At 65.1% G+C, this 24879-nt stretch carries 21 protein-coding genes; 19 read left to right on the top strand and 2 right to left on the bottom strand.

Translation table 11 applies throughout. The annotated features are described in order from the left end of the window. Nucleotide 1 precedes the first annotated feature (1 nt). The 4 genes from ACJRPG_RS00855 to ACJRPG_RS00870 are packed head-to-tail and all read left to right on the top strand — an operon-like array spanning nucleotide 2 to nucleotide 8990. The gene (locus ACJRPG_RS00855; protein ID WP_407998145.1) at nucleotides 2-367 is read left to right on the top strand and encodes a response regulator; all 366 of its coding nucleotides are present in this window, start codon (nucleotides 2-4) and stop codon (nucleotides 365-367) included. A gap of 2 nt (nucleotides 368-369) precedes the next feature. Beyond that, nucleotides 370-867, top strand: coding sequence for a chemotaxis protein CheW (locus tag ACJRPG_RS00860; RefSeq protein ID WP_407998146.1), 498 nt, complete (start codon nucleotides 370-372; stop codon nucleotides 865-867). A 28-nt stretch (nucleotides 868-895) separates the two neighbouring features. After that, nucleotides 896-3160, top strand: a complete 2265-nt coding sequence (locus ACJRPG_RS00865) for a methyl-accepting chemotaxis protein (protein ID WP_407998147.1) — start codon at nucleotides 896-898, stop codon at nucleotides 3158-3160. Nucleotides 3161-3167: 7 nt separating this feature from the next. Next, a complete protein-coding gene (locus ACJRPG_RS00870; RefSeq protein WP_407998148.1) occupies nucleotides 3168-8990 on the top strand; it encodes a hybrid sensor histidine kinase/response regulator in 5823 nt (1940 codons plus the stop codon). Here ACJRPG_RS00870 and ACJRPG_RS00875 read toward each other — a convergent pair. Further along, the gene (locus ACJRPG_RS00875; RefSeq protein ID WP_407998149.1) at nucleotides 8977-10419 is read right to left on the bottom strand and encodes a cryptochrome/photolyase family protein; all 1443 of its coding nucleotides are present in this window, start codon (nucleotides 10417-10419) and stop codon (nucleotides 8977-8979) included. The genes ACJRPG_RS00870 and ACJRPG_RS00875 overlap by 14 nt on opposite strands. A gap of 177 nt (nucleotides 10420-10596) precedes the next feature. On the opposite strand from ACJRPG_RS00875, the gene ACJRPG_RS00880 reads away from it, so the two are divergent. The 6 genes from ACJRPG_RS00880 to ACJRPG_RS00905 are packed head-to-tail and all read left to right on the top strand — an operon-like array spanning nucleotide 10597 to nucleotide 15195. Continuing rightward, a complete protein-coding gene (locus ACJRPG_RS00880; protein WP_407998150.1) occupies nucleotides 10597-11256 on the top strand; it encodes a YqgE/AlgH family protein in 660 nt (219 codons plus the stop codon). Continuing rightward, complete coding sequence (gene ruvX, locus ACJRPG_RS00885) at nucleotides 11249-11647, top strand: Holliday junction resolvase RuvX (RefSeq protein ID WP_407998151.1); 399 nt, start codon at nucleotides 11249-11251, stop codon at nucleotides 11645-11647. Before ACJRPG_RS00880 ends, ruvX begins: the two co-directional genes overlap by 8 nt. After that, nucleotides 11634-12155 (top strand): bifunctional pyr operon transcriptional regulator/uracil phosphoribosyltransferase PyrR, encoded by a 522-nt coding sequence (pyrR, locus tag ACJRPG_RS00890; RefSeq protein ID WP_407998152.1) that lies wholly within the window; start codon nucleotides 11634-11636, stop codon nucleotides 12153-12155. Before ruvX ends, pyrR begins: the two co-directional genes overlap by 14 nt. Beyond that, entirely contained in the window at nucleotides 12148-13113 is a 966-nt protein-coding gene (locus tag ACJRPG_RS00895) for an aspartate carbamoyltransferase catalytic subunit (RefSeq protein WP_407998153.1), read from the top strand. Before pyrR ends, ACJRPG_RS00895 begins: the two co-directional genes overlap by 8 nt. Beyond that, nucleotides 13110-14408, top strand: a complete 1299-nt coding sequence (locus ACJRPG_RS00900) for a dihydroorotase (protein ID WP_407998154.1) — start codon at nucleotides 13110-13112, stop codon at nucleotides 14406-14408. The genes ACJRPG_RS00895 and ACJRPG_RS00900 overlap by 4 nt, the downstream gene beginning before the upstream one ends. After that, nucleotides 14380-15195, top strand: coding sequence for a lysophospholipid acyltransferase family protein (locus ACJRPG_RS00905; protein ID WP_407998155.1), 816 nt, complete (start codon nucleotides 14380-14382; stop codon nucleotides 15193-15195). The genes ACJRPG_RS00900 and ACJRPG_RS00905 overlap by 29 nt, the downstream gene beginning before the upstream one ends. Nucleotides 15196-15254: 59 nt before the next feature. Here the strand turns inward: ACJRPG_RS00905 and ACJRPG_RS00910 are convergent, their stop codons facing one another. Continuing rightward, nucleotides 15255-16109 carry a symmetrical bis(5'-nucleosyl)-tetraphosphatase gene (locus ACJRPG_RS00910; RefSeq protein ID WP_407998156.1) on the bottom strand — a complete coding sequence of 285 codons (855 nt, stop codon included), beginning with the start codon at nucleotides 16107-16109 and terminating at the stop codon, nucleotides 15255-15257. 100 nt (nucleotides 16110-16209) lie between these two features. Here ACJRPG_RS00910 and rfbB point away from each other — a divergent pair, with 100 nt between their 5' ends. The 9 genes from rfbB to waaA all read left to right on the top strand — a co-directional run bounded on the left by rfbB (nucleotide 16210) and on the right by waaA (nucleotide 24879). After that, nucleotides 16210-17280 carry a dTDP-glucose 4,6-dehydratase gene (rfbB, locus tag ACJRPG_RS00915; RefSeq protein ID WP_407998157.1) on the top strand — a complete coding sequence of 357 codons (1071 nt, stop codon included), beginning with the start codon at nucleotides 16210-16212 and terminating at the stop codon, nucleotides 17278-17280. Continuing rightward, the gene (rfbA, locus tag ACJRPG_RS00920; RefSeq protein ID WP_407998158.1) at nucleotides 17281-18174 is read left to right on the top strand and encodes a glucose-1-phosphate thymidylyltransferase RfbA; all 894 of its coding nucleotides are present in this window, start codon (nucleotides 17281-17283) and stop codon (nucleotides 18172-18174) included. Next, on the top strand, nucleotides 18171-18716 hold the full coding sequence (rfbC, locus tag ACJRPG_RS00925; RefSeq protein WP_407998159.1) for a dTDP-4-dehydrorhamnose 3,5-epimerase: 546 nt from the start codon (nucleotides 18171-18173) through the stop codon (nucleotides 18714-18716). The genes rfbA and rfbC overlap by 4 nt, the downstream gene beginning before the upstream one ends. Further along, nucleotides 18713-19570, top strand: coding sequence for a dTDP-4-dehydrorhamnose reductase (gene rfbD / locus ACJRPG_RS00930; protein WP_407998160.1), 858 nt, complete (start codon nucleotides 18713-18715; stop codon nucleotides 19568-19570). Before rfbC ends, rfbD begins: the two co-directional genes overlap by 4 nt. A gap of 90 nt (nucleotides 19571-19660) precedes the next feature. Then, nucleotides 19661-20755, top strand: coding sequence for a glycosyltransferase family 4 protein (locus tag ACJRPG_RS00935; protein WP_407998161.1), 1095 nt, complete (start codon nucleotides 19661-19663; stop codon nucleotides 20753-20755). 73 nt (nucleotides 20756-20828) lie between these two features. Then, complete coding sequence (locus ACJRPG_RS00940) at nucleotides 20829-21137, top strand: H-NS histone family protein (protein WP_407998162.1); 309 nt, start codon at nucleotides 20829-20831, stop codon at nucleotides 21135-21137. 108 nt (nucleotides 21138-21245) lie between these two features. Further along, nucleotides 21246-22625 (top strand): phosphomannomutase/phosphoglucomutase, encoded by a 1380-nt coding sequence (locus ACJRPG_RS00945; protein ID WP_407998163.1) that lies wholly within the window; start codon nucleotides 21246-21248, stop codon nucleotides 22623-22625. Nucleotides 22626-22631: 6 nt separating this feature from the next. Beyond that, on the top strand, nucleotides 22632-23600 hold the full coding sequence (gene waaC / locus ACJRPG_RS00950; protein WP_407998164.1) for a lipopolysaccharide heptosyltransferase I: 969 nt from the start codon (nucleotides 22632-22634) through the stop codon (nucleotides 23598-23600). A 1-nt stretch (nucleotide 23601) separates the two neighbouring features. Next, nucleotides 23602-24879, top strand: a complete 1278-nt coding sequence (gene waaA, locus ACJRPG_RS00955) for a lipid IV(A) 3-deoxy-D-manno-octulosonic acid transferase (protein ID WP_407998165.1) — start codon at nucleotides 23602-23604, stop codon at nucleotides 24877-24879.

Consider the following 24879-nt stretch of genomic DNA (forward strand, 5'->3'; position numbering starts at 1 on the left):
CATGGCCATTCACCGTATCCTGATCGTTGACGATTCGCCCACGGAGCGCTACTACCTGAGCGATATCCTGGTGCGCAACGGCTATCAGGTAACGACCGCCGAAAGCGGCGAGGAAGCGCTCAGCAAGATCAAGGACAACAAGCCGGAGCTGATCCTGATGGATGTGGTGATGCCGGGCGCGAACGGCTTCCAGGTCACGCGCTCCATCGCGCGCGATCCCGAGCTGAAGGATGTGCCCATCATTATCTGCTCCAGCAAGAACCAGGAAACGGACCGCATCTGGGGCATGCGCCAGGGCGCAAAGGACTACCTGGTGAAGCCGGTCGACGCGGCCGAACTGCTGTCCCGCATCGCGGCCCTCGGCTAACGATGAACGGCGAGCCGCAGGACTTCGACCCTCAATCCGGCGGCGCCGAACGCCGCAGCCGCCTGCGCCAGTACCAGGTGCAGCTGCTGGAACGCATGCAGGCTGCCAAAACCTCCGATACGCCAACCGAACGCTCGCTCGCCGTGGAAATCGGCACGCGCCGCTACCTGCTGGACCTGACGCAAATCGGCGAAATCGTGCCGATGCAGCCGCCGTCGCCCGTTCCGCTTACGCAGGACTGGTACCGGGGCCTGGCCAATATCCGCGGCAACCTGACCGGCGTGATCGACCTGGCGCGCTATCTGGGCGAGCCGCCCGCGCCGGTGGGCGCCGAGTCGCGCCTGCTCAGCTTTGCGCCGCATCTCGGTTTCAACTGCGCACTGCTGGCCACCCGCGTGCTGGGCCTGCGCAAGGTGGAGGAGGTGGAAGGGCAGGACTGGTACAAGCTGGATCTCGCGCAACTGGTGCGCGAGCCGCGCTTCCTGCACGTCGGCCTCTAGCGCCGCAATTCACTGAAGGACGGACCTGATGGCATTCCAACTGTTCTCACGCGGCGCGGACTACGGCGCAGATGAGGCGCCGAATTCCGAATTCGCCGCCGATGCCCACGCCGACGATGCCGCGCCGCTGCGGCTGCGCGATGCACTGCGGCGCGGCGGCAGCACAGGTACCGGCAATGCCGCAGGCGGCAGCGGCCCGGATTTCAAGCTGCCGCTGATCGGCCACCTGCCGCCGCAGCGCCAGCTCAGCTACCTCACCACTGCGCTGGCGCTGAGCGTGGCGCTGAGCGCGGCCTTTGTGGCGCTGAACGTGCGCTATAACGCCATCAGCGCCGCACGCACCCAGCTGGCAGGCGATACGCTGGTGCACTCCCAGCGCATCGGCAAGGCTGCGCCGAACGCGGTGCAGGGCAATGCGGAAGCCTTCCGCCAGCTGGAGGAAAGCCGCAATGAACTGAACCGCGATTTCGCGCTGATGATCGACGGCGGCAGCTACCAGGGCCGCAGCGTGGGCAATGCGGCGCCCGACCAGCTCAATGCGGCGCGCGAAGCCCGCCAGCGCTGGAGCGCTTCGGACAAGGCGGCAGGCACCATCCTCGCCCTGCGCGCCGACCTCACCGGCATGGACGCCACCTTGCGCAAGCTGAATGCGATGTCGCCGGATTTGCTGGCGCTGAGCGAGGAGATTGCGGCCCTCAGGCTGCAGCGCGGCGGTTCGGCGCGCGAGCAGGCTGCCATCGGCCGCCTCACCATGCTCACGCAGCGCATGAGCCGCAGCGCAACCGAGTTCCTGAGCGCGGGCGGCATCAGCTCGGAGACCGCCTTCCAGCTGGGGCGCGACGTAACGGTGTTCCGGACCACGGTGGACGCTTTCCTGAACGGCAGCGATACCTTGCAGATTGCGGCCACGCGCGATCCTGAACTGCGCCAGCGCTTCACGGCGCTGAAAACCCAGTTCGAGGATTACCAGACGCTGACTGTGAGCATCCTCGACCGCCTGGACAAATTCATCGCGGCCAAGAATGCGGAACGCCTGATCTTCACGCAGAACGAAGGTCTGCGCCAAAGCCTGGCCAGCCTGCAGCAGTCCTACCGGGGCGCGCAGGAATCGCTGAACTATACGTTCTGGCTGATGGTGGCGGGCGGCATGCTCACGCTGCTGGCCGGTGCCGCCATCGGCCGCGTGCTGCTGCAGGATTCGCACAACCGCACCCGCGGCGCGGAACGCCGCCGCAAGGAAGCGGAAGCCCTGCGCCTGCAGGCGCAGCGCAAGGAGGAAGAGGCCAAGGCGGAGAACGACCGCGCCCAGGCGGCCATCCTGCGCCTGATGAACGAGCTGCAGGAAGTGGCGGACGGCGACCTGACGGTGCAGGCCACGGTGTCCGAGGATATTACGGGCGCGATTGCCGATTCGGTCAACTACACGGTGGAAGAACTGCGCGGCCTGGTGGGCCGGGTGACGGTGACGGCGGAGCAGGTGACTGCCGCATCGACGCAGGCCCAGGGCATTTCCAGCGACCTGCTGCTGGCATCGCAGCAGCAGTCGCGCGAGATCGCGGACGCCAGCGCCACGGTGCTCAAGATGGCGAACGAGATTACCGATGTGTCGCGTTCCGCTTCCGAGTCGGCCGACGTGGCGCGGCAGTCGGTGGCGGCGGCAAGGCAGGGCGCCACGGCGGTGCAGAACGCCATTACGGGCATGCACGAGATCCGCGACCAGATCCAGGAAACCTCCAAGCGCATCAAGCGCCTCGGCGAATCGTCGCAGGAGATCGGCGAGATTACGGAGCTGATCTCCGACATCACGGAGCAGACCAATGTGCTGGCGCTGAATGCGGCCATCCAGGCCGCATCGGCCGGCGAGGCGGGACGCGGCTTCTCGGTGGTGGCGGAAGAGGTGCAGCGCCTGGCCGAACGCTCCGCCGAAGCGGCCAAGCAGATCGGCGCCCTGGTGCGCACCATCCAGACCGATACGCACGATGCGGTAGCGGCAATGGAGCGCTCCACGCAGGGCGTGGTGGAAGGCACGCGCCTGTCCGACGCGGCGGGCGCCGCGCTGGAAGATATTTCGCAGGTGTCGAACCGCCTTGCGGAGCTGATCCAGGGTATCTCGCTGGCCACCGGCGCGCAGGCCACCTCGGCCAGCGGGGTGGCGCAGAACATCCAGCATATCCTGCAGGTGACAGAACAGACCAAAGAGGGCACGCAGCATACGGCGCAATCGGTGCGCAAGCTGTCGGTGCTGGCGCAGGAGCTCAAGAACTCCGTGTCGCGCTTCCGCATTTCATCCTGAGGCAAGAATGAACAAAGCTGATCTTTCGACTTCGTCCACGCCGCCGTTCGACCCGGACCCGCTGTCATGGGTCATGGTCGAAATCCGCGAAGCGCTGGGCCGTTCGAAGACGGCGCTGTTCGAAGCGGGCGGGCGCGATCCGGAGGACCAGGCCACGGCGCTGCAGCATGCCAAGTCGCACCTGCACCAGGCACACGGCGCGCTGCAGATGGTGGATGTGGATGGCGTCGTATTGGTGACAGGCCTGGCCGAGCAGGCGCTTGAGCGCTTCCGCAACGGCACGCTGAAGGCCAATGCCGACAATGCGCAGATCGTGGCCAACCTGTACCAGGCGCTGATCGAGTACTTGCAGGAACTGCTGGCCGGCGCGCCGTTCCAGCCCGTGCGGCTTTTTCCGTACTACCGTGATGCGCAGATCATGCTTGGCGTGGAGCGCGTCCATCCGGCGGATTTGTTCTTCCCCGACCTGTCGCAGGCGCCGGAGTTGCCTGCGGCGCCCGGTGCGGATGGTGCAGACTACGCTGCCTTGCGCCAGCGCTTCGAGCGCGCGCTGCTGCCCTTCCTCAAGGCCTCCGATGCCGCCGGTCCCGCGGCGGCGCTGCGGGATGCCATCCAGGCAGTGGCGGACGCGCAGCAGGATAGCCGCGCACGCGCCTTCTGGTGCACCATGCAGGCCTTTGCCGAACTGGTGGCGTCCGGCCAGCTGGAGGGCGGCCTGTATGTGAAGCAGCTGTTCGGCATGATCAATTTGCAGCTGCGCCGCCTGTCGCAGGGCGTGCCGGAATTGCCGGAGGCGATGCAGCGCGACGCGCTGTTCTTCATTGCGGCGGCCGACGCCGGGCAGCTGTCGCCGCTGGCCAGGCAGTTGCGCAGTGCCTATGCGCTGGACGGCATGGTGCCGCAGGATTACGAGGTGCGCCGCTACGGCCAGCTGGATGAAGAGGCGCTGCGGCGCGCAGGCGAAGCGCTGGCGCAGGCGCAATCCGCATGGCAGCGCATCGAGCAGGCGGATGCCGGTCCGGAACAGCAGTCCGCATTCACGCACGCGCTGGCGGCGCTGGCCGCAGCCAGCGACAAGCTTGGGCTGGCGCCGCTGGCGGCCTTGATGCGGCAGCTGGCCAAAGTATCCGAGCATGCACATGCCCGCCTCACCCCCGCGGAGGCGGGGCGGTCCGCCGGTGCGGCCCAGGGGAGCAGCGAGGAGCTGGGCCTGGAAATGGCCCGCGCGCTGTTATTTGCCGAACACCACCTCGGCCACATCCGTCATCTGCCTGACGATTTCACTGCCCATGCGGACAATATAGGCGCCCGCCTGCAGGCATTGCTGGCAGGTGAAACGCCGCCTGCACCGGCGCAGTGGCAGAACAGCATGGCGCAGCAGGATGAAACGGTCGTTGCGCTGGCGATGGAAATGAAAACCTCGCTGCGGCAGGTGGAGAAGGTGCTGGATGAGTTCCACGCCGACCCATCGCGCCGTGCCGAACTGGGTGCGCTGGATGCGGTGCTGCACCAGCTGGAGGGCGCCCTGTCCATGCTCGATCTGTACGACGCCACGCAAGCGGCGGCCCACGTCCGTTCCGCGGTGGCGGCGCTGGCCCAGGGCGGCGATGCCGCGCGCGCGCTGGACGATATCGCGCAGAACGTGGGTGCGCTCGGCTTCTTTGTGGATATGCTGGCGCAGAATGCGGCCGGGGCGCAGGAGCGCTTTGTGTTCGATGCGGAGCAGGGCACCTTCCGCGCGGTGCCGTTCCGCAAGATTGCCGGGCCCGAATCGATTCCGGTGCTGGACCAGCAGGTGCCATCGCCGCCGCCCCCATCGCCCGCTGAACCGCCGGCCGCCGGCGATGATGCAGGCGTCGAGGCCGAGCTGCTGGAGATCTTCATCGGCGAGGCGCAGGACGTGCTGGCCTCCGTCGATATGCAGTTGAACGGTCCGCACGCGGCGTTGGAGTCGCTGGAAGGGCTCACCGTGCTGCGGCGCTCCTTCCATACCCTGAAGGGCAGCGCGCGGATGGTTGGCCTCAGCGCGTTTGCCGATGCAGCGGCATCGCTGGAGCGGGTCATGAATGTGTGGCTGGCCGAGGAGCGGGCGGCCAGTGCGGACCTGCTGGCGCTGCTGGAATGGGCGGCGCCGCAATTGCGCGCCTGGGTTGCCGAGCTGGCCGCGGCCGGCGCATCGCGCCGTGACGCGGCGGCGATCATGCGTGCGGCGGACGGTGTTCAGCAGGACGGCGCCTTCGTGCTGCCCGCTACAGAAGATGCCGCCGCAGAGCTGGATGCGTTCAGCGCAGCCCCCGACAAGGACGCAGGGGACGCAGCGAGCATTGACGACGCAGCAGCGCCCGGTGCGCCCATTGCGGAAGACGATGCAGCTACAACAGGAGCTGCCCGCGGGGAGGCGGTTGCCGGGGCGCCAGCGGCTCCTGGCGCTACGGATTCCATGGGCGCGGTACACGCTGCCGGTGGTGGGCCGGAGACGCCGGGTGCGGCGCAGACCGGAAATGTCATCGGCCTTCCGGTTGCGACCGCGCCGACACCGGTGACGCCGTCTGCCGACGACAACGTCAAATTCGTGGGGCGGCTGGCGATTCCCCTGCCGCTGTATAACATCTACCTTGCTGAAAGCGACGAACTGGTACGCCACCTGGCGCGCGATTTCGGCGAGTGGCGGCACGAGCCGCGCCGTCCGGTAAGCGCGCAGGCGCTGCACGCTGCACATACCCTGGCGGGCACTTCGGGCACGGTCGGCTTCAAGGCCTTGCGCGAGCTGGCCTTTGCGCTGGAAACCGCTTTGCAGGTGGTGCAGGCGCCGGCGCCGCAGCTCGACCCCGCACAACACGACCTGCTCGACTTTACCGTGGAGCGCATCCGCCAGATGCTGCAGAGTTTCGCTGCGGGCGACATGCCGGACGAGCAGCCGGAACTGATCGCCGCACTGGCGGCCATGGCCAGGGAGCTTGCGCAGCCACGCGCCGAAGGCGCATTGAACGCGCGCCTGGACAGCATCTTCGCCGATGCCGCGAGCGAGCCCGCGCCGCAGGATGACCTGGAAGCCCGACTGAATGCGCTGTTTACAGCCACCTATCACGCGCTGCTGGCCGATCCGCCCCCAATGCCGGAGCGTGGCGCGGAGCTGCGTCCCCGTCCGCAGCTCGCAAAGCAGGACGAAAGCATCGATGATCTGTTCAACGCGGCGTTCGACGATGCCTTCGCCGCTCCGCCGCTGACGCAGGTGGCGCCGCCGCCCTTGCCGCCCATGCCGGTACCTGAACCAGAGCCGGCCGAACCGCCCGGGCCAGTCCCTGCACCCGCGATCATCGACGAACTGATGGCGCTTCCCGCCGATGAACCGGCAGGGCAGGACGCACCCGAGATCACGCAGGCGCCCGAGCTTGAAGCGCTGCAGGATCACACGCCGGTGCCGCAGCCAACGGACGCGCCAGTTGCCGATGCCGGCGAAGCCGTTGCGCACGCTGCGGAGGACGCGACCGAACCAACACCCGCCGCTGAGGCGGGCGATGCAGAAGCGGCCCGCGACGTCGCCGCCACCGCCGCTGCGGCGGCCGATAGCGCAGCATCCACGAACGAGATCGAGCCGGAAGTCGAGTTGCTTGCCCTGCCGGCCGCCGAAGCCGCGCTGTCCGACGGCGCGCCGGCAGCGATTGCAGACGACATCGACCCCGACCTGCTGCCCGTCTTCCTCGAAGAAGGCGCCGACCTGCTGCCGCAAGTGGGCGAAGCGCTGCGCGCCTGGCACAACGCGCCCACCGATATCGGCCATGCCCACACCCTGCAGCGCGTGCTGCACACGGTGAAGGGCAGCGCCCGCATGGCCGGCGCGATGCGCCTCGGCCAGCACGCGCACGAGATCGAAACGCATGTGGAAAACATGGTCCACGCAGGCAGCGTCTCGCCGCTGGCCTTCGACGAGCTGATGGCCCACTACGACCACGCCCTGCTGCTCTTCGAACAGCTGCAAAATCCGGCGCCGGCGGAAGCGCCGCAGCAGGAGCAGGAGCCGGCGCCGGAGGCGGCCGACCCGGCGGCGCGCCAGGCCATGGTGCGGGTCCGCGCCGACCTGCTGGACCGCCTGGTGAACCAGGCCGGCGAAGTGTCCATCACCCGCTCCCGCCTGGAGAACGAAGTCGGCGTGCTGCGCACCTCGCTGGCGGACTTCCAGGACAACCTGGACCGCCTGCGCCGCCACCTGCGCGAAGTGGAAATGCAGGCCGAAACGCAGATCGCCTCGCGCCTCTCGATCTCGGGCGAGCGCGAGTTCGACCCGCTGGAATTCGACCGCTTCACGCGCCTGCAGGAACTTACCCGCATGATGGCGGAAAGCGTCAACGACGTGTCGGCCTTCCACGACAGCCTGATTCGCTCCGTCGATGCCGCCAGCGACGATCTCACCCAGCAGGCCCGCATGACGCGCGACCTGCAGCGCTACCTGATGCGCGTGCGCATGGTGCCCTTCGCCAGCATCTCCGAACGCCTGTTCCGCGTTGCCCGCCAGAGCGCGAAGGAAGTCGACAAGCGCGTCAACCTCGATATCCGCGGCAGCACGGTAGAAATGGACCGCGGCGTGCTGGAACGCATGGCCGGCCCGTTCGAACACCTGCTGCGCAATGCCATCGTCCACGGCATCGAAGCGCGCAGCGAGCGCGCCGCCCACGGCAAGCAGGAAACCGGCGAGCTGCTGGTGGAAGTGAGCCAGCAGGGCAACGAAGTAGTGCTGGAGTTCAGCGACGATGGCGCAGGGCTGGATCTCGCCCGCATCCGCGCCAAGGCGCAGCAAAGCGGCCTGCTCGCCGGGGCCGATATCAGCGATGCCGATGCGGCAAACCTGATCTTCGAGCCCGGCTTCTCCACCGCCGACACGCTGACCGAACTGGCGGGCCGCGGAGTGGGCATGGACATCGTGCGCGCCGAGGCCAGCGCACTGGGCGGCCGGGTGGATACCTGGACCGAAGCAGGCAAGGGCACCCGCTTCACCATCCACCTGCCGCTCACGCTGGCGGTAACGCAGGTGGTGTTGCTGGCCGCCGGCGGCAAAACCTACGCCGTGCCGTCGGCACTGGTGGAACAGGTGCTGCAGATGAAGGAGGGCGCGCTGGCCGAAGCCAATGCGGCGGGTATGCTCACGCTGCAAGGCCAGAGCGCGGCGCTGCACTACCTGCCGGCGCTGCTGGGCGATGCCGCGGCGCGGCCGCTGGCGCAGCGCTCGGCGCCCGTGCTGATGCTGCGCAGCGGCACCGACCGTCTCGCCCTGCATGCCGACGAGATCCTGGGCAACCGCGAAGTGGTGATCAAGAACATCGGCCCGCAACTGGCGCGGGTGCCCGGCATCGCGGGCGCCACGGTGCTGGGCAACGGCGAGATCGTGCTGATCCTGAACCCCATCGTGCTGGCGCAGCAGCCCGGCCGCGCGCTGCCCCAAACGCCTGCGCCGGCGCAGGCCGAAGGCGTGATCATGGTGGTGGACGATTCCATTACCGTGCGCAAGGTAACGCAGCGCCTGCTGGAACGCGAAGGCTATACCGTGATACTGGCGAAGGACGGCGTGGACGCGCTGGAGCAGGTGCACGAACGCAGGCCGGACCTGATGCTGGTGGATATCGAGATGCCGCGCATGGACGGCTTCGACCTGACCCGCAATATCCGCGGCGACGATGCCACGCGCGAGATCCCCATCATCATGATTACCTCGCGTAGCGCGGACAAGCACCGCAACTACGCCCTGCAGCTGGGCGTGAATGCCTATTTCGGCAAGCCCTTCCAGGAGCCTATCCTGCTGGGCGCCATTGCGGGGCTGATGCCTAAGAAGCCTTGACCACTTCGTAGCGCGCCAGCGTGCGCCGGCGCGCTTCGTCGTGGTGCACGATGGGCTCGGGATAGTCCTGCCCCAGCACCACGCCGCGCTGCTTCAGCAGCTCGCGCGGCAGCAGCCATGGCGCATGGATCTCCTTGCCGTACAGTCCCTTCAACTGCGGCAGCCAACGGCGGATGAACTCTCCCTGCGCATCGAACTTCTCCGACTGCGTTACCGGATTGAAGATGCGGAAGTAAGGCTGCGCATCGCAGCCCGAGGATGCGGCCCATTGCCAGCCGCCGTTATTTGCCGCGAGGTCGAAATCATTGAGCTTCAGCGCGAAATAAGCTTCGCCGTGCTGCCAGCTGATGCCCAGGTCCTTGATGAGGAAGCAGGCTGTCACCATGCGCAGCCGGTTATGCATGAAGCCCGTGTGGTTCAGCTGCAGCATGGCCGCATCCACCAGCGGGTAGCCGGTGCGGCCTTCGCACCAGGCCGCGAAAGCCGCTTCGGCATCGGGGCCGGTTTCCCATTCGATGCGGTCGTAAGCAGGCTTGAACGAAGCGCCCGCCGCATGGGGATTGTGAAACAGGATCATCTGGTAGAACTCGCGCCAGATAAGCTCCGACAGCCAGACCGCGCCGCCTTCGCCCGCCTGCCCGCGCGCCGACAGCTCCGATACGGTACGCACCAGGTGGCGGATCGACACCGTGCCGAAGCGCAGGTGCAGGGAGAGGCCGGAAGTGGCGCGCTGCGCCGGAAAGTCGCGCGCTGTTCCGTAATCGGCCAGGTGCGGCAGGAAGGCTTCGAACATGGCCGCGCCGCCGGACATGCCGGTATCGATACCCAGCTCGCGCAGGCCGGTGTGTGCAAAGCCGACATCGCGCAACGACGGCAGTTGCGATACGCCCGGCGCCAGCCGGTCGGCCAGCGGCTCGATATGCCAGGAAGCGAGCACGGCGGGATCGGCCTGCAGTTTGCGCAGCCAGGCATTCTTGTACGGCGTGAATACGGAGAAGGGTTTGCCCGCGAGGGAGAGCACTTCGTCCTTCGAGAAGACCACCTGGTCCTTGAAAGTGCGCAGGGAACGGCCGGATTCGGCCAGCGCCTGCGCCACCGCCGCGTCGCGCGCAATGGCAGCCGGCTCGTAGTCTTCGTTGGCGAACACGGCGTCCGCACCCACTTCGGCGGCAAGCGCGGGAACCAGCTCCACGGCCGGGCCATGGCGCACCAGCAGGTGGCCGCCCATTGCTTCCAGGTCCGCAGCCAGTTCTGCCAGCGAGGCGTGTATGAACTCGACGCGGCGGTCCGCACGCGGCAGATCGTCCAGAATGGCGCTGTCGAAAATAAAGGCGCAAAACACTTTGCGGCTGGCCTGCAGCGCGTGATGCAGGGCGGTGTGGTCGAAGGAGCGCAGGTCGCGCCGGAACCAGACGAGGGCAGTTTCCATGATTGTCCAGGACAAATAACGAGCGCTATTATTGCCCAGAATCAGTTCCCGGTGGTGTCTTGCTGGTCCGGCAGGATGGCTGAACCGGCAATTCATAGTAAACTGTGGGTATATTCCACAAGATCAAGCTGGAATATTAAGGAAATATCAAGATACAGCCAGCAGAGAGCACCGCGTATGAAGAAAAGCAAAGCCAGTAATCCGCTACCTGTGCCCGGCCTGTTGCAAGGAAGCAGCGACCCCTTGCAGGACAACTCAACTTCCAGCGTGCCAGCATTGAACCTCGCCAACCATTTTCTGATCGCCATGCCTTCGATGCAGGATCCTGTGTTCGGCGGCACGGTCGTGTACGTTTGCGAACATAACGAGAATGGCGTGCTCGGCGTGGTCATCAACAAGCCCACCGACATGACGATGGAAGTGCTGTTCGAGCGCATCGACATTGAAGTGGAAGCGCACAGCAGCCGCTATATGGAATCGGCGCCCATCATGTTCGGCGGCCCGGTGCAGGACGACCGCGGCTTTGTGCTGCACACGCCCGGCGCGCACTATTCGTCCTCGCTGACCGTGACCAATGACGTGGCCTTCACCACCTCCATCGATGTGCTGGAAGCGGTGGCCAAGGGCAAGGGCCCGGAGCGCATGCTGGTGTCGATCGGCTATTCGGGCTGGAGCCCGGGCCAGCTGGAAGATGAAATCGGCCGCAACGGCTGGCTGACGGTGGGCGCCGACCCGCGCATCCTGTTCGACATGCCGATTGAAGAGCGCTACGTCGCCGCCATGAAACTGCTGGGTATCGATCCCCTGATGCTCACTTCCGAAGCGGGCCATGCATAATCCTGAAACGGTATTCGGCTTCGACTTCGGCATCAAACGCATCGGCGTCGCAATGGGGAACACAATGATCGGCCAGGCTGCACCGCTGGCCGTTATTACATCGGTCGGCAACGACGCCCGCTTTGCGGACATCAAGGCGCTGATCGACAAATGGGGGCCGACCCGCTGCATCGTGGGCCTGCCTTTTCATCCGGACGGTGCGGAACACGAAATGACGGCGCGCTGCCGCCGCTTCGCCAACCAGCTGCACGGACGCTTCAATCTACCGGTGGTGCTGGTGGACGAACGCTACTCCTCGGCCATGATCCAGGCCAAACGGGGCGAAGTGATCGACGACCGCGCCGCCGCCATCATCCTGCAACAATACTTTGACGAACATGTCCCTCACTAATCCTTCCGAGCTCGATGCCGAGCGGCTGTACGCCAGCCTGCTGGAACAGGTCAAGGCCGGCCTGGCCGGCGCCAGCGAGCCAGCCATTGTCGGCATCCATTCCGGCGGCGCGTGGATCGCCGAACGCCTGGCCCGCGACCTGGGCCTGAGCGCGCGCTTCGGCGTGCTGGATGTGTCCTTCTACCGCGACGACTACGCGAAGAAGGGCCTGCCCGCCGAGGTCAAGCCCACCTCCATCAACTTCGATGTGAGCGGCGCCACCATCCTGCTGGTGGACGATGTGCTGTACACCGGCCGCACCACGCGCGCCGCCATCAATGAGCTGTTCGACTACGGCCGCCCGGCGCGCATCCTGCTCGCCTCGCTGGTGGACCGCGGCGAACGCCAGCTGCCGGTGGCTGCCGACTTCGTTGCCGCCACCACGCGTGTCGAACCGGGCCAGGCGCTGCGCCTGCGGCAGGACGGCACGGGACAATTTACCCTGACCATCGAACAAGACCATGCTTAATCCGCAACTGAACAAACACGGCGAGCTGCAGCACTTGCTGACGACGGAAGGCCTGCCCAAGGCCATCGTCAACCAGATTCTCGACACCGCATCTTCCTTCGTCAGCGTATCCGACCGCGAGGTGAAGAAGGTGCCGCTGATGCGCGGGAAGAGCGTGTTCAACCTGTTCTTCGAAAACTCCACCCGCACCCGTACCACCTTCGAGATCGCGTCCAAGCGCCTGTCGGCGGACGTGATCAACCTGAATATCCAGGCATCTTCGGCCAGCAAGGGCGAATCGCTGCTGGACACCATCGACAACCTGTCCGCCATGCATGCGGACATGTTCGTGGTGCGCCACTCGCAGTCCGGCGCGCCCTACCTGATCGCCAAGCACCTGCACGACACGAAGCAGAACCACGTGCACGTGGTGAACGCAGGCGACGGCCGCCACGCGCACCCCACGCAAGGCCTGCTGGACATGTACACCATCCGCCATTACAAGAAGGACTTCACCAACCTCACGGTGGCCATCGTCGGCGACATCCTGCACAGCCGCGTGGCGCGTTCGGACATCCACGCGCTGACCACCCTGGGCGTGCCGGAAATCCGCGCCATCGGCCCGCACACGCTGCTGCCGGGCGGCCTGGACCAGCTGGGCGTGCGCACCTTCACCAATATGGATGAAGGGCTCAAGGGAGTGGACGTGATCATCATGCTGCGCCTGCAGAACGAGCGCATGAGCGGCGCGCTGCTGCCGTCGGCGCAGGAATACTTCAAGAGCTACGGCCTCACGCCGGAACGCCTGGCGCTGGCCAAGGCGGATGCCATCGTGATGCACCCCGGCCCGATGAACCGCGGCGTGGAGATCGATTCGGCGGTGGCGGACGGCCCGCAGGCTGTGATCCTGCCGCAGGTAACGTTCGGCATTGCGGTCCGCATGGCGGTGATGAGTATTTTGGCAGGAAACCAGGGATGAAACTTCATATCAAGAACGGCCGCCTGATCGACCCGGCCAACAAGATCGACGGACAGCACGACCTCTTCATCGTGGACGGCAAGGTAGCCGCCGTCGGCAGCGCACCGGCAGGCTTCACGGCCGACCGCAGCATCGACGCTGCAGGCCTGGTGGTGGCGCCGGGGCTGGTGGACCTGTCCGCGCGCCTGCGCGAGCCGGGCTACGAATACAAGGCCACGCTGGAATCCGAAATGCAGGCGGCAGTGCAGGGCGGCGTAACGAGCCTGGTCTGCCCGCCCGACACCGACCCGGTGCTGGATGAACCGGGCCTGGTGGAAATGCTGAAGCACCGCGCGCGCGGCCTGAACCAGGCCAATGTGCATCCGCTGGGCGCCCTCACCATGGGCCTGAAAGGCGAAGCGCTGACCGAGATGGCGGAGCTGACGGAAGCGGGCTGCATCGGCTTCGCGCAGGCCGAAGTGCCGATTACCGACACCACCGTGCTGCTGCGCGCCATGCAGTATGCGAAGACCTTCGGCTATACCGTTTGGCTGCGTCCGCAGGATGCGCACATCGGCCGCGGCGGCATTGCCCACAGCGGCCCGCTGGCGTCGCGCCTGGGCCTGTCCGGCGTGCCGGTGATGGCCGAGACCATCGCCCTGCACACGATCTTCGAACTGATGCGCGCCAGCGGCGCGCGCGTGCACCTGTGCCGCATTTCCTCGGCAGCCGGCATCGAGCTGGTGCGCGCCGCCAAGGCCGAAGGCCTGCCGGTGAGCTGCGACGTGGGCGCGCACCATGTGCACCTGACGGACGCCGACATCAATTTCTTCGATTCGAATGCGCGCGTTACGCCGCCGTTCCGCAGCCAGCGCGACCGCGAGGCAATCCGCGGCGGCCTGCTGGACGGCACGGTGGATGCGCTGTGTTCCGACCACACGCCGGTGGATGACGACGAAAAGCTGCTGCCCTTCGGCGAGGCGTCGCCGGGCGCCACCGGCCTCGAACTGCTGCTGTCGCTCACGCTGAAATGGGCGGACGACTATGCGGCCCAGCACAGCAAGGATGCGCTGTCGCTGGCGCTGTCCCGTGTGACGTCGGAAGCGGCGCGGATCGCGGGGCTGGATGCAGGCACGCTAAGTGTGGGCAAGGCGGCGGACGTGGTGCTGTTCGATCCGGCGGCGCGCTGGGAAGTGAACGCAGCCGCACTGGCCAGCCAGGGCAAGCACACGCCATTCCTCGGTTACGAAATGGCGGGGCAGGTCATGGCAACCATCGTTGCAGGCCATGTCGCCTTCGAACGCACCGCGCGCTGAGAAGGGCATGGTGGTGGCGCTGCGCCTGGTGCGCGTGATCGTGCATCTCTTCCTGGGAATGGCGGTGTGCGCATTCATCTTCCCTTTCATCGGTGTGGAAGCGCGGGATGTGCACGTCCGTAACTGGTCGCGCCACCTGCTGGCCATCTGCAATGTGAGCGTGCAGATTACCTCGCGCAGCTCGGCGCCGCGGCAGAAGGCGCTGGTGGTGGCCAACCACGTGTCGTGGCTGGATATCTTCGTCATCAATGCGCTGTATCCCTGCCGCTTCGTGGCGAAGGCCGAGATCCGTTCCTGGCCGCTGGCGGGATGGCTGGTGGAGAAGGCGGGCACGGTGTTCATCGCGCGCGGCAACCGGCGCGACCTGCGCAATATCTTCAAGGGGCTGGTGAGCACATTGCAGTCCGGCCAGCGCGTGGCCTTCTTCCCGGAAGGGACGACGGCGCCGCAGGGCACGCTGCTGCCCTTCCACGCCAATCTGTTCGAGGCGGGCATCGACGCCAAGGTAAAAGTGCAGCCGTATGCCATCAGCTATGTCGATAGCAATCTGAAGCCGCATCCTTCGGTGGACTTCATCGGCGACATGACGTTCGCGCAGAGCATGATGGCGATCCTGCGCGGCAGCCCGATCCGCGCGCGGGTAACGATCCTGCCCGCCATGCGCACAGAGGGCAGCAACCGCCGCGACCTGGCCGAAGCGAGCTACCAGGCGATCCGCATGGCCCTCAACATCCCGCAGGAAGCCGCGTCCACCGAAGAAGCCCCAGACGAAGTTGCCCCAGACTAAAGTTGCTCTAAAATTGGGGACAGACCCGGATTAATTTAATCCGGGTCTGTCCCCATTTTCTAAGCAAGTTTTGGCTTGCGGTATTCGGTGCAGGGGATTTGCAGCAGGCTGCGGTCGTCGAGGCAGATGGCCGATAGTTGGCCGCCCCAGACGCAGCCGCTGTCCAGCGCGATGATGCCGGGCTTGACCTGCAGGCCCAGCGCCGACCAGTGGCCAAACACCACGGTAACATCCGAGGTGCGGCGGCCCGGCACTTCGAACCAGGGCATCAGTCCCGTGGCCGGGTCGGCGTGCGCGCTTTCCTTCATCTTGAAGTCCATCACGCCATCGGCCGTACAGAAGCGCATGCGTGTCAGGGCGTTGACGATGCAGCGCAGCCGCGCCGTGCCGCGCAGGCCATCGTCCCAGCGGTCCGGCTGGTTGCCGTACATTTCTGCCAGGAAGTCCACCCACTGCCCATCGCGCAGCGCCGACTCTACTTCGCCGGCCAGCGCCACCGTCTGCTCCGCGCTCCATTGCGGCAGCACGCCGCCATGTACCAGCAGGTGCCCCGCGCGCATGATCGCCATCGGCCGCAGCCGCAGCCAGTGCAGCAGGGCTTCGCGGTCCGGCGCGGCCAGGATGGTGTCCAGCGTGTCCGAACCGGACTCGGGCCGGATGCCGTTCGCTACCGCAAGTAAATGCAGGTCGTGGTTGCCGAGCACCGCGTCGATGCGGCCCGCGCTGCCCTGCGCCAGCGCCTGCACATAGCGCAGCGTGGACAGGGAGTCCGGGCCGCGATTGATCAGGTCGCCGCAGAACAGGATCGAGGGCGCCTCTTCACCCAGCTCTTGTTCTCGTGCGAGAATGCGCTCCACCAAAGCGACAGTTTCACCATGGCAACCTTGCAGGTCGCCGATCACGTAAGTCCGCATTATGTTCCCCGGAGCACGATTGGATTTTTTCGCGGGACTGCCGCGCTTTCACATACAATCGAGGTTATTACTTCATCAACTTGCTGGACTGGGATACTAAATGATTTTTGTGACCGGCGGTGCTGGCTTTATCGGCTCTAACTTCGTTCTGGACTGGCTGCGGCAGTCGGACGAGCCTGTTCTCAACTTCGATAAGTTGACGTACGCGGGAAATCTGAACAACCTGAACTCGCTCAAGGGCGACGCGCGCCATCTCTTCGTGCGCGGCGATATCTGCGACCGCGAGCAGGTGGAAGCGCTGCTGAAAGAGCACAAGCCGCGCGCCATCGTGCATTTCGCAGCGGAAAGCCACGTCGACCGTTCCATCCACGGGCCGGGCGAGTTCATCAACACGAATATCAACGGCACCTTCAGCCTGCTCGAAGCGGCGCGCGCCTACTGGAGCGGTCTGCCGGAGCAGGAGAAGACGGCATTCCGCTTCCTGCACGTCTCCACCGACGAGGTGTACGGCACCCTGGGGCCGGAAGATCCGCCTTTCAGCGAAACCACGCCATATGCGCCTAACAGCCCGTATTCTGCCTCGAAGGCGGCGTCGGACCATCTGGTGCGGTCTTATCACCACACCTATGGCTTCCCCACGCTGACCACCAACTGCTCCAACAACTACGGCCCTTATCATTTCCCCGAGAAGCTGATTCCGCTGATGATCGCCAACGCCCAGGCCGGCAAGCCGCTGCCGATCTACGGCGACGGCCAGCAGATCCGTGACTGGCTGTATGTGAGCGACCACTGCGCCGCTATCCGCCGCGTGCTGCAGGATGGACGCCTCGGTGAAACCTATAACGTGGGCGGCTGGAACGAAATGGCCAACCTCGATGTGGTGCACGTGCTGTGCGACATCCTGGATTCGCTGAAACCGAAGGCCGACGGCAGCAGCTACCGGACCCAGATCACCTATGTGAAAGACCGCCCCGGCCATGATCGCCGCTATGCGATCGATGCGCGCAAGCTGGAACGCGAGCTGGGCTGGAAACCGGCCGAGACCTTCGAAACCGGCATCCGCAAGACCGTGGCCTGGTACCTGGAAAACCAGGAATGGGTGGCCGACGTGCAGTCGGGCGCCTACTCCAAGTGGATGGAAACCAATTACTTTAACCGGGAAGTAGCATAAATGAGCGCATCTCGCAAAGGCATTATCCTCGCCGGCGGTTCCGGCACCCGTCTGTACCCGGTAACAATGAGCGTGTCCAAGCAGTTGCTGCCGATCTATGACAAGCCGATGATCTACCATCCGCTGACCACGCTGATGCTGGCCGGCATGCGCGAGATACTCATTATCTCGACCCCGCAGGATACGCCCCGTTTCAAGGAATTGCTGGGCGATGGCAGCCAATGGGGCCTGAAACTGGAATACGCAGTGCAGCCCTCGCCGGACGGCCTGGCGCAGGCTTTCATCATCGGCCGCGAATTCGTCGGCGACTCGCCGTCCGCACTGATCCTGGGCGACAACATCTATTACGGCAACGACCTGGATGCACTGCTGAACAGCGCCGCCGGCCGCAGCGAAGGCGCCACCGTCTTCGCCTACCACGTGCACGATCCGGAACGCTATGGCGTGGTCGAGTTCGACGACCATCGCCGTGCAGTCAGCATCGAGGAAAAGCCGCTGAAGCCGAAATCCAACTATGCGGTGACCGGCCTGTATTTCTATGACAGGCAGGTGTGCGATATCGCGGCCAGCATCAAGCCGTCCGCGCGCGGCGAACTGGAAATCACCGACGTCAACCGCGCTTACCTTGAAGCCAAGCAGCTGAGGGTGGAGCTGATGGGCCGCGGTATGGCCTGGCTGGATACCGGTACCCACGAGTCGCTGCTCGATGCGTCGCAATTTATCGCCACCATCGAACGCCGGCAGGGCCTGAAAGTGGCGTGCCCGGAAGAAATCGCTTATCGTAAGGGCTACATCGACGCTGCCCAGCTGGCAAAGCTGGCTGAACCGTTGAAGAAGAATGGCTATGGCCAGTACCTGCTGCAAATTCTGGAAGACAAGGTTATTCCCCGATGAAAGTGATTCCGACCGCCATCGACGGTCTGCTGGTGATTGAGCCGACGGTATTCGGCGACGACCGCGGTTTTTTCTACGAAAGCTTCAATCAGCGCCGCTTTGAGGAGCTGACCGGCGTGAAGGCCGATTTCGTGCAGGACAACCATTCGCGCTCCGCGCGCAATGTGCTGCGTGGCCTGCACTACCAGATCCAGCATGCCCAGGGCAAGCTCGTGCGCGTGACCAGCGGCAGCGTGTTCGACGTGGCCGTGGACCTGCGCAAGAGCTCGCCCACCTTCGGCAAATGGCATGGCCTGGAACTGTCGGCCGAAAACAAGCGCCAGTTCTGGATCCCGCCCGGCTTCGCCCACGGCTTCCTTGTCACCAGCGAGCATGCCGAATTCCTGTACAAGACCACCGATTATTACGCTCCCGAGCATGAGCGCGCCATCATCTGGAACGATCCCGCCATCGGCATCGAATGGCCGCTGGATGCCGCCCCCCTGCTGTCCGGCAAGGATCAGAAAGGGCTGAAGCTGGCTGACGCGGAAGTGTTCGCATGAAAATCCTGCTGACGGGATGCTCCGGCCAGGTGGGCTACGAGCTCGAACGCAGCCTGCAGGGGCTCGGCCAGGTGGTGGCGGTGGACCGCAGCCGCATGGACCTGTCCAATCTGGACCAGGTGCGAGATGTGATCCGCGCCGAAAAGCCGCAGCTGATCGTCAACCCTGCCGCCTATACGGCGGTGGACAAGGCGGAGAGCGAGCCGGAGCTGGCCTACCGCATCAATGCCGAAGCGCCGGGCCTGATGGCCGCGGAAGCGAAGGCCCTGGGCGCGGCCCTGGTCCACTATTCCACCGACTATGTGTTCCCCGGCGACGATCCGGCGCCGCGCGTGGAAGGCGACGCCACGGGCCCGATCAATGTCTACGGCGCCAGCAAGCTGGCCGGCGAGCAGGCCATTGCGGCCAGCGGCGTGCCGCACCTGATTTTCCGCACCAGCTGGGTCTATGGCATGCGCGGCAAGAACTTCCTGCTGACCATGCTGCGCCTCGCGAAAGAGCGCGACGAGCTGCGCATCGTGGCCGACCAGCATGGCGCGCCTACCTGGAGCCGCACCATTGCCGACACGACGGCGCTAGTGCTGGCGCAGGCCGGGCAGGGCGGTGCGGACTGGTGGCGCGAGCATGGCGGCATCTATCACCTGAGCAGCCAGGGCCAGACCACCTGGTTCGATTTCACCCGCGCCATCCTGGAGCAGGCCGGCATCGATTGCAAGCTGGTGCCCATCACCACGGCCGACTATCCGGTGCCCGCGCGCCGGCCACAGTACTCGGTGCTGTCCTCGCAGCGCCTGATGGACCGTTTCTGCACCCTGCCGCAATGGCAGGAAGCCTTGCGCCTCTGCATGAAATAAACGCGCTGCCCGGCGCGTTTATCCTTTGCTCAACATTAATCCGGTACAATGCCCGGTTAGCGTACAGGCCCCCATACCCATAAAAAACCGATGTTTTCCTTCCTGGTAAGTTTTATCGCTTCCGCCCTGCTGACCCTGCTGGTCATCAAGGAGGCGAGATTGCACGGGCCCGCACTCGATTCCGATTTCAACGGCGTTCAGAAAGTCCACTCGCATTCCGTGGCCCGTATTGGCGGGCTGTCCATTTTCCTGGCCGTAGCGCTGAGCGCCTGCATTTCCATCTGGCGCGTGCCCGCCATGACGACCTGGATGCTGTCGCTGATTGCCTGCGCCAGCTGCGCCTTCGTCGGCGGCATCGTGGAAGACTATACAGGCCGCGTGAGCGCTGCCCGGCGCCTGATTCTCACGATGATTGCCGCACTGCTGGGCTATTTCCTGCTGGATGCCCGCATCGACCGCCTGGACTGGGTAAATGCGGTCTGGCCCCTGCCTTATATCTGGCTTACCTTGCCGCTGACGGTCTTGGCGGTGGCGGGTATTGCCAATGCCATTAATATTATTGATGGATTCAATGGTCTGGCCAGCGTCGTAACCATTTGTATGCTTTTATCGCTGGGTTATGTGGCGCTGCAGGTGAGCGATATGTTTGTGCTGGTTGCCGCTTTGATGGTGGCCGGCGCCACGGCCGGTTTCCTGATCTGGAACTATCCGGTGGGCCTGATATTCCTTGGCGATGGCGGTGCTTATTTCATCGGTTTTATGCTGGGCGAGCTGGCGCTGCTGCTGGTTATGCGGAATCCGGAAGTTTCTACCTGGTACGCCGCATTGCTGTTAATCTATCCCGCATTCGAAACATTATTCTCGGTTTATCGCCGCATGTTCATTCGCGGTAAATCGCCGGCCATGCCGGACGGCATTCACCTGCACAGCCTGATTTTCCGCCGCGTCGTGCAATGGGCCGTGGGCCGCAAGGATGCCCGGGCGCTGATGCGCCGCAATTCCCTCACCTCCCCTTATCTGTGGATGTTTTCCCTGATGGCGGTAATTCCTGCCACGGTATTCTGGCGCCATACCTGGGTGCTGATCTGTTTCCTGCTGCTGTTTATCAGCAGTTATGTCTGGCTATATGTGCGGATTGTCCGTTTCAAGGCGCCGCGCTGGATGATCCGGCACAAGAAGAACTGAGGTTTTCTTATTATGGTGTATATTGCGCACAGCAAGCTGCACCCTCTGATTAGCCCCTCAAGGAATATGCCAAATGGATCTGTCGAATATGTCGGCTTCCGATTTGCGCAATCTGCAAGAGCAGATCAAGCGTGAATTGAAAAAACGTGAATCCCAGGACCTGCAAAAAGCGCGCGAACAGATTTTCGCGATTGCGCAAAGCGTGGGTTTGCCATTGAAAGATCTGGTTGCATCGGGCAACCGCAATAAGGGCGGCACGGTGGCGGCGCGCTACCGCAATCCGGCTGATTCCTCGCAGCAATGGACTGGCCGCGGCCGCCAGCCGAAGTGGGTCAAGGAAGCGCTGGACGCGGGCAAATCGATGGACGACCTGCGTATCTGATATCCTCTCATCCGTTGGCGGCGGGTCTTGCCTGCCGCCAGCATCGCAACTACCATACCGCTTGTTATCAACCCCGCAACCCACCCGGGTTCGCCTGCCTTTATTCCTATGGTTTCCCTCTCTAAATCGATCTTCAAAGCTTACGATATCCGCGGCATCATCGGCAAAACCCTGGACGCCGGCGTGGCGCGCCAGATTGGCCATGCATTCGGCCTGGCCGCCGCTGCGAAAGGGGAGCGCGCCGTAGTGATCGGGCGCGACGGCCGCCTGTCCGGCCCTGAACTGTCCAAGGCGCTGGCTGAAGGCCTGCAAACGGCGGGCGTGGACGTGATCGACCTGGGCATGGTGGCGACGCCGATGGTTTATTTCGGCACCAATGTGCTGGATGCGAAATCCGGCATCATGGTAACGGGCAGCCACAATCCGCCGGACTACAACGGCTTCAAGATGGTGCTGGCGGGCGAGGCGATCCACGGCGAGGCCATTACAGGCCTGTACGACGCCATCGCCGCCGGCTTGCAGCCTGCCGCCGCCACCGGCCAGTACCGCACCCACGATATCCGCGCCGCCTACCTGGAGCGCATCATCGGCGACGTGAAGATTGCGCGCCCGATCAAGATCGCCGTCGACTGCGGCAACGGCGTGGCCGGCGCCTTCGCGGGGGACCTGTACCGCGGCATGGGCTGCGAAGTGATCGAGCTGTTCTGCGAAGTGGACGGCACCTTCCCGAACCACCATCCGGATCCGGCGCATCCCGAGAACCTGCAGGACCTGATCCGCTGCCTGCAGGAGACCGACGCCGAAATCGGCCTGGCCTTCGACGGCGACGGCGACCGCCTGGGCATCGTCACCAAGGACGGCCAGATCATTTATCCGGACCGCCAGATGATGCTGTTCGCGGCCGACGTGCTGACGCGCCATCCGGGCGAACAGATCCTGTACGACGTGAAGTGCACGCGCCACCTGGCGCCCTACATCACCAAGGCAGGCGGCAAGCCGCTGATGTACAAGACCGGCCACTCGCTGGTGAAGGCCAAGCTGAAGGAAACCGGCGCCCCGCTGGGCGGCGAAATGAGCGGCCATATCTTCTTCAAGGACCGCTGGTACGGCTTCGACGACGGCCTGTATTCCGGCGCGCGCATGCTGGAGATCCTGACCCGCGAAAAAGATCCTTCCGCGCTGCTGAATGCACTGCCGCAGTCGGACAGCACGCCCGAGCTGCACCTGCACCTGAAGGAAGGCGAGAATTTCGCGCTGATGGACAAGCTGCGTGCGGACGCCGAGTTCCCCGGCAACGAACAGATCATCACCATCGACGGCCTGCGCGTGGAATATGCGGACGGCTTCGGCCTGGCGCGTTCTTCGAACACCACGCCGGTGATCGTGCTGCGCTTCGAGGCGGAAACGCCGGCGGCGCTGGAGCGCATCCAGGGCCAGTTCAAGAAGGTGATCCTGGCTGCCAAGCCGGATGCCGAACTGCCGTTCTGAGTTGAGATGAACATCCTCCTGGTGCGCGTCTCCTCGCTGGGGGACGTGCTGCACAATATGCCCATCGTGGCGGATATCCGCCGCCACTTCCCGCACGCGAATATCGACTGGGTAGTGGAAGAGGGCTATGTGAGCCTGGTGCGCCTGAATCCTCAGGTGCGCAACATCATCCCGTTTGCGCTGCGCCGCTGGCGCAAGAGCCTTGGCGACAAGGCCACGCGCGCCGAGATCGGCCAGTTCTTCCGCACCCTGCGCGCAGTGGAATACGACTATGTGTTCGACACCCAGGGCCTGCTCAAGACCGGCATCATCATGGGCGCCGCACGCGGGCGTTTCAAGGTGGGCCTGGCCAATGGCAGCGAAGGCTCGGGCTATGAAGGCATCTCGCGCATCTTCCATACGAAAAGCATCCCCCTCGACCCGCGCACGCATGCGGTAGCGCGCGGCCGCCTTGTGGTTGGCGCGGCGCTGGGCTACGCCGCCGATACGCCGGCCGATTTCGGCCTGCCGGAGGTGTCGCCGTCCGATCCGCGTCCCGACTGGATGCCTGCCGGGCCTTATGCCGTCTACTTCCATGGTACGGCGCGCGACGCGAAGAAGTGGGCGCCGGCCAACTGGATCGAACTGGGGCGCGCATTGGCCCCGATGACCATCCTGCTGCCCTGGGGCTCGCCGAAAGAAAAGGCTGAAGCGGAAGCGCTGGCGGCATCGCTGCCGAATGCGCGCGTGCTGCCCAGGCTGTCCATGGCCGATGCCGTGCTGCTGGCACGCCATGCCGCGCTGGCGGTGGGCGTCGATACGGGGCTCACCCATATCGCGGCTGCCTTCTCGCGCCCTGTGGTCGAAATCTACTGCGACTCGCCGCGCTGGAAAACCGAGGGCAACTGGTCGCCGAAGATCATCAACCTGGGCGATGCCGGCGCGCCGCCTTCCGTGGCCGAAGTGCTGGCTGCCGCCCGCAGCCTGATCGCCTGACATGCTTCGTTTCTATACCCTGATGTGGTGGCTGGCCTTGCCGCTGGTGCTGGCGCGCCTGTGGCTGCGCGGCCGCCAGGAGCCGGGCTACCGCCAGCACTGGGGCGAACGCCTTGGCATCTATGGCCGCCGGGCCGCCAACGACGGGCCGCTCACGATCTGGGTGCATGCCGTCTCGGTCGGCGAAACGCGGGCATCCGAGCCGCTGGTGGAAGCGCTGCTCAAGCAGTATCCGCACAGCCGCATCGTGCTCACGCATATGACGCCGACCGGCCGCGCCACCGGCAAGTCCCTGTTCGGCAAGCACGGCGCGCGCCTCGTGCAATCCTATCTGCCTTACGATATTCCCTCGCTGGTGCAGCGTTTCATCCGCCACTTCGAGCCGCGCATCTGCATCCTGATGGAGACCGAAGTGTGGCCCAACCTGATCGCAGAATGCGGCCGCCGCAAGGTGCCCGTCATGCTGGCGAATGCACGTCTCAGTGAACGCTCGCTGCGCAAGGCGCAGCGCTTCGGCCGGATGATGCGCAATGCGGCTGCCGGTATCTCGCATGTCGCTGCGCAAACGGAAGCCGATGCGGAACGCATCCGCAGCCTCGGGGCGCCGAAAGTGGACGTTACCGGCAGCATCAAGTTTGACGTCGTCGTGCCGCCTGCCGTGCTGGCGCTGGGCGCGCGGCTGCGCCAGCAGATCGGCTTGCGCCCGGTGCTGCTGTGCGCTTCCACGCGCGAGGGCGAAGAGGAACTGATACTCGACGCCGCGCGCACGGCAGCCATGCCGGACGGCTGGCTGCTGCTGCTGGTGCCGCGCCATCCCCAGCGATTCGATGCGGTTGATGCCATGGTGCGCGGGCGCGGCCTCTCCGTGCAGCGCCGCTCGGCGCTTGAGACGCCCGGCGCCCTTGTCGCTGCCGAAACACAGGTGCTGCTGGGCGATTCGATGGGCGAAATGTTCGCGTATTACGCTGCCTGCGACGTGGCCTTCATCGGCGGGAGCCTGCAGCCGCTGGGCGGCCAGAACCTGATCGAACCTGCAGCGCTGGGCAAGCCGGTGCTGGTAGGCCAGCACACCTTCAACTTCGCGCAGGCCACCGAAGATGCGCTGGCCGCAGGCGGCGCGCAGCGCGTGGCGAGCGCCGATGATTTGATGCGCACCGCCGCGGCGCTGCTGCAGGACGCAACAGCGCGCGAGACGATGGGCGCCAACGCGCTCGCCTTCGCCAACCAGCACCGTGGCGCCACCGCGCGCACCATCGCGCTGCTGCCGCCGCTCGCCTGA

The sequence above is a fragment of the Pseudoduganella rhizocola genome (assembly GCF_045984285.3).
In the GTDB taxonomy this organism is placed as follows: domain Bacteria; phylum Pseudomonadota; class Gammaproteobacteria; order Burkholderiales; family Burkholderiaceae_D; genus Rugamonas.

Coding starts and splice junctions, on each gene's coding strand:
- rfbB (WP_407998157.1), top strand. CDS start 16,210: ATGATTTTTGTGACCGGCGGTGCTGGCTTTATCGGCTCTAACTTCGTT.
- waaA (WP_407998165.1), top strand. CDS start 23,602: ATGCTTCGTTTCTATACCCTGATGTGGTGGCTGGCCTTGCCGCTGGTG.
- ACJRPG_RS00940 (WP_407998162.1), top strand. CDS start 20,829: ATGGATCTGTCGAATATGTCGGCTTCCGATTTGCGCAATCTGCAAGAG.
- ruvX (WP_407998151.1), top strand. CDS start 11,249: ATGCATAATCCTGAAACGGTATTCGGCTTCGACTTCGGCATCAAACGC.
- ACJRPG_RS00880 (WP_407998150.1), top strand. CDS start 10,597: ATGAAGAAAAGCAAAGCCAGTAATCCGCTACCTGTGCCCGGCCTGTTG.
- ACJRPG_RS00860 (WP_407998146.1), top strand. CDS start 370: ATGAACGGCGAGCCGCAGGACTTCGACCCTCAATCCGGCGGCGCCGAA.
- ACJRPG_RS00870 (WP_407998148.1), top strand. CDS start 3,168: ATGAACAAAGCTGATCTTTCGACTTCGTCCACGCCGCCGTTCGACCCG.
- ACJRPG_RS00910 (WP_407998156.1), bottom strand. CDS start 16,109: ATGCGGACTTACGTGATCGGCGACCTGCAAGGTTGCCATGGTGAAACT.
- ACJRPG_RS00895 (WP_407998153.1), top strand. CDS start 12,148: ATGCTTAATCCGCAACTGAACAAACACGGCGAGCTGCAGCACTTGCTG.
- ACJRPG_RS00905 (WP_407998155.1), top strand. CDS start 14,380: ATGTCGCCTTCGAACGCACCGCGCGCTGAGAAGGGCATGGTGGTGGCG.
- ACJRPG_RS00945 (WP_407998163.1), top strand. CDS start 21,246: ATGGTTTCCCTCTCTAAATCGATCTTCAAAGCTTACGATATCCGCGGC.
- rfbC (WP_407998159.1), top strand. CDS start 18,171: ATGAAAGTGATTCCGACCGCCATCGACGGTCTGCTGGTGATTGAGCCG.
- ACJRPG_RS00865 (WP_407998147.1), top strand. CDS start 896: ATGGCATTCCAACTGTTCTCACGCGGCGCGGACTACGGCGCAGATGAG.
- waaC (WP_407998164.1), top strand. CDS start 22,632: ATGAACATCCTCCTGGTGCGCGTCTCCTCGCTGGGGGACGTGCTGCAC.
- ACJRPG_RS00875 (WP_407998149.1), bottom strand. CDS start 10,419: ATGGAAACTGCCCTCGTCTGGTTCCGGCGCGACCTGCGCTCCTTCGAC.
- ACJRPG_RS00855 (WP_407998145.1), top strand. CDS start 2: ATGGCCATTCACCGTATCCTGATCGTTGACGATTCGCCCACGGAGCGC.
- ACJRPG_RS00935 (WP_407998161.1), top strand. CDS start 19,661: ATGTTTTCCTTCCTGGTAAGTTTTATCGCTTCCGCCCTGCTGACCCTG.
- ACJRPG_RS00900 (WP_407998154.1), top strand. CDS start 13,110: ATGAAACTTCATATCAAGAACGGCCGCCTGATCGACCCGGCCAACAAG.
- rfbD (WP_407998160.1), top strand. CDS start 18,713: ATGAAAATCCTGCTGACGGGATGCTCCGGCCAGGTGGGCTACGAGCTC.
- rfbA (WP_407998158.1), top strand. CDS start 17,281: ATGAGCGCATCTCGCAAAGGCATTATCCTCGCCGGCGGTTCCGGCACC.
- pyrR (WP_407998152.1), top strand. CDS start 11,634: ATGTCCCTCACTAATCCTTCCGAGCTCGATGCCGAGCGGCTGTACGCC.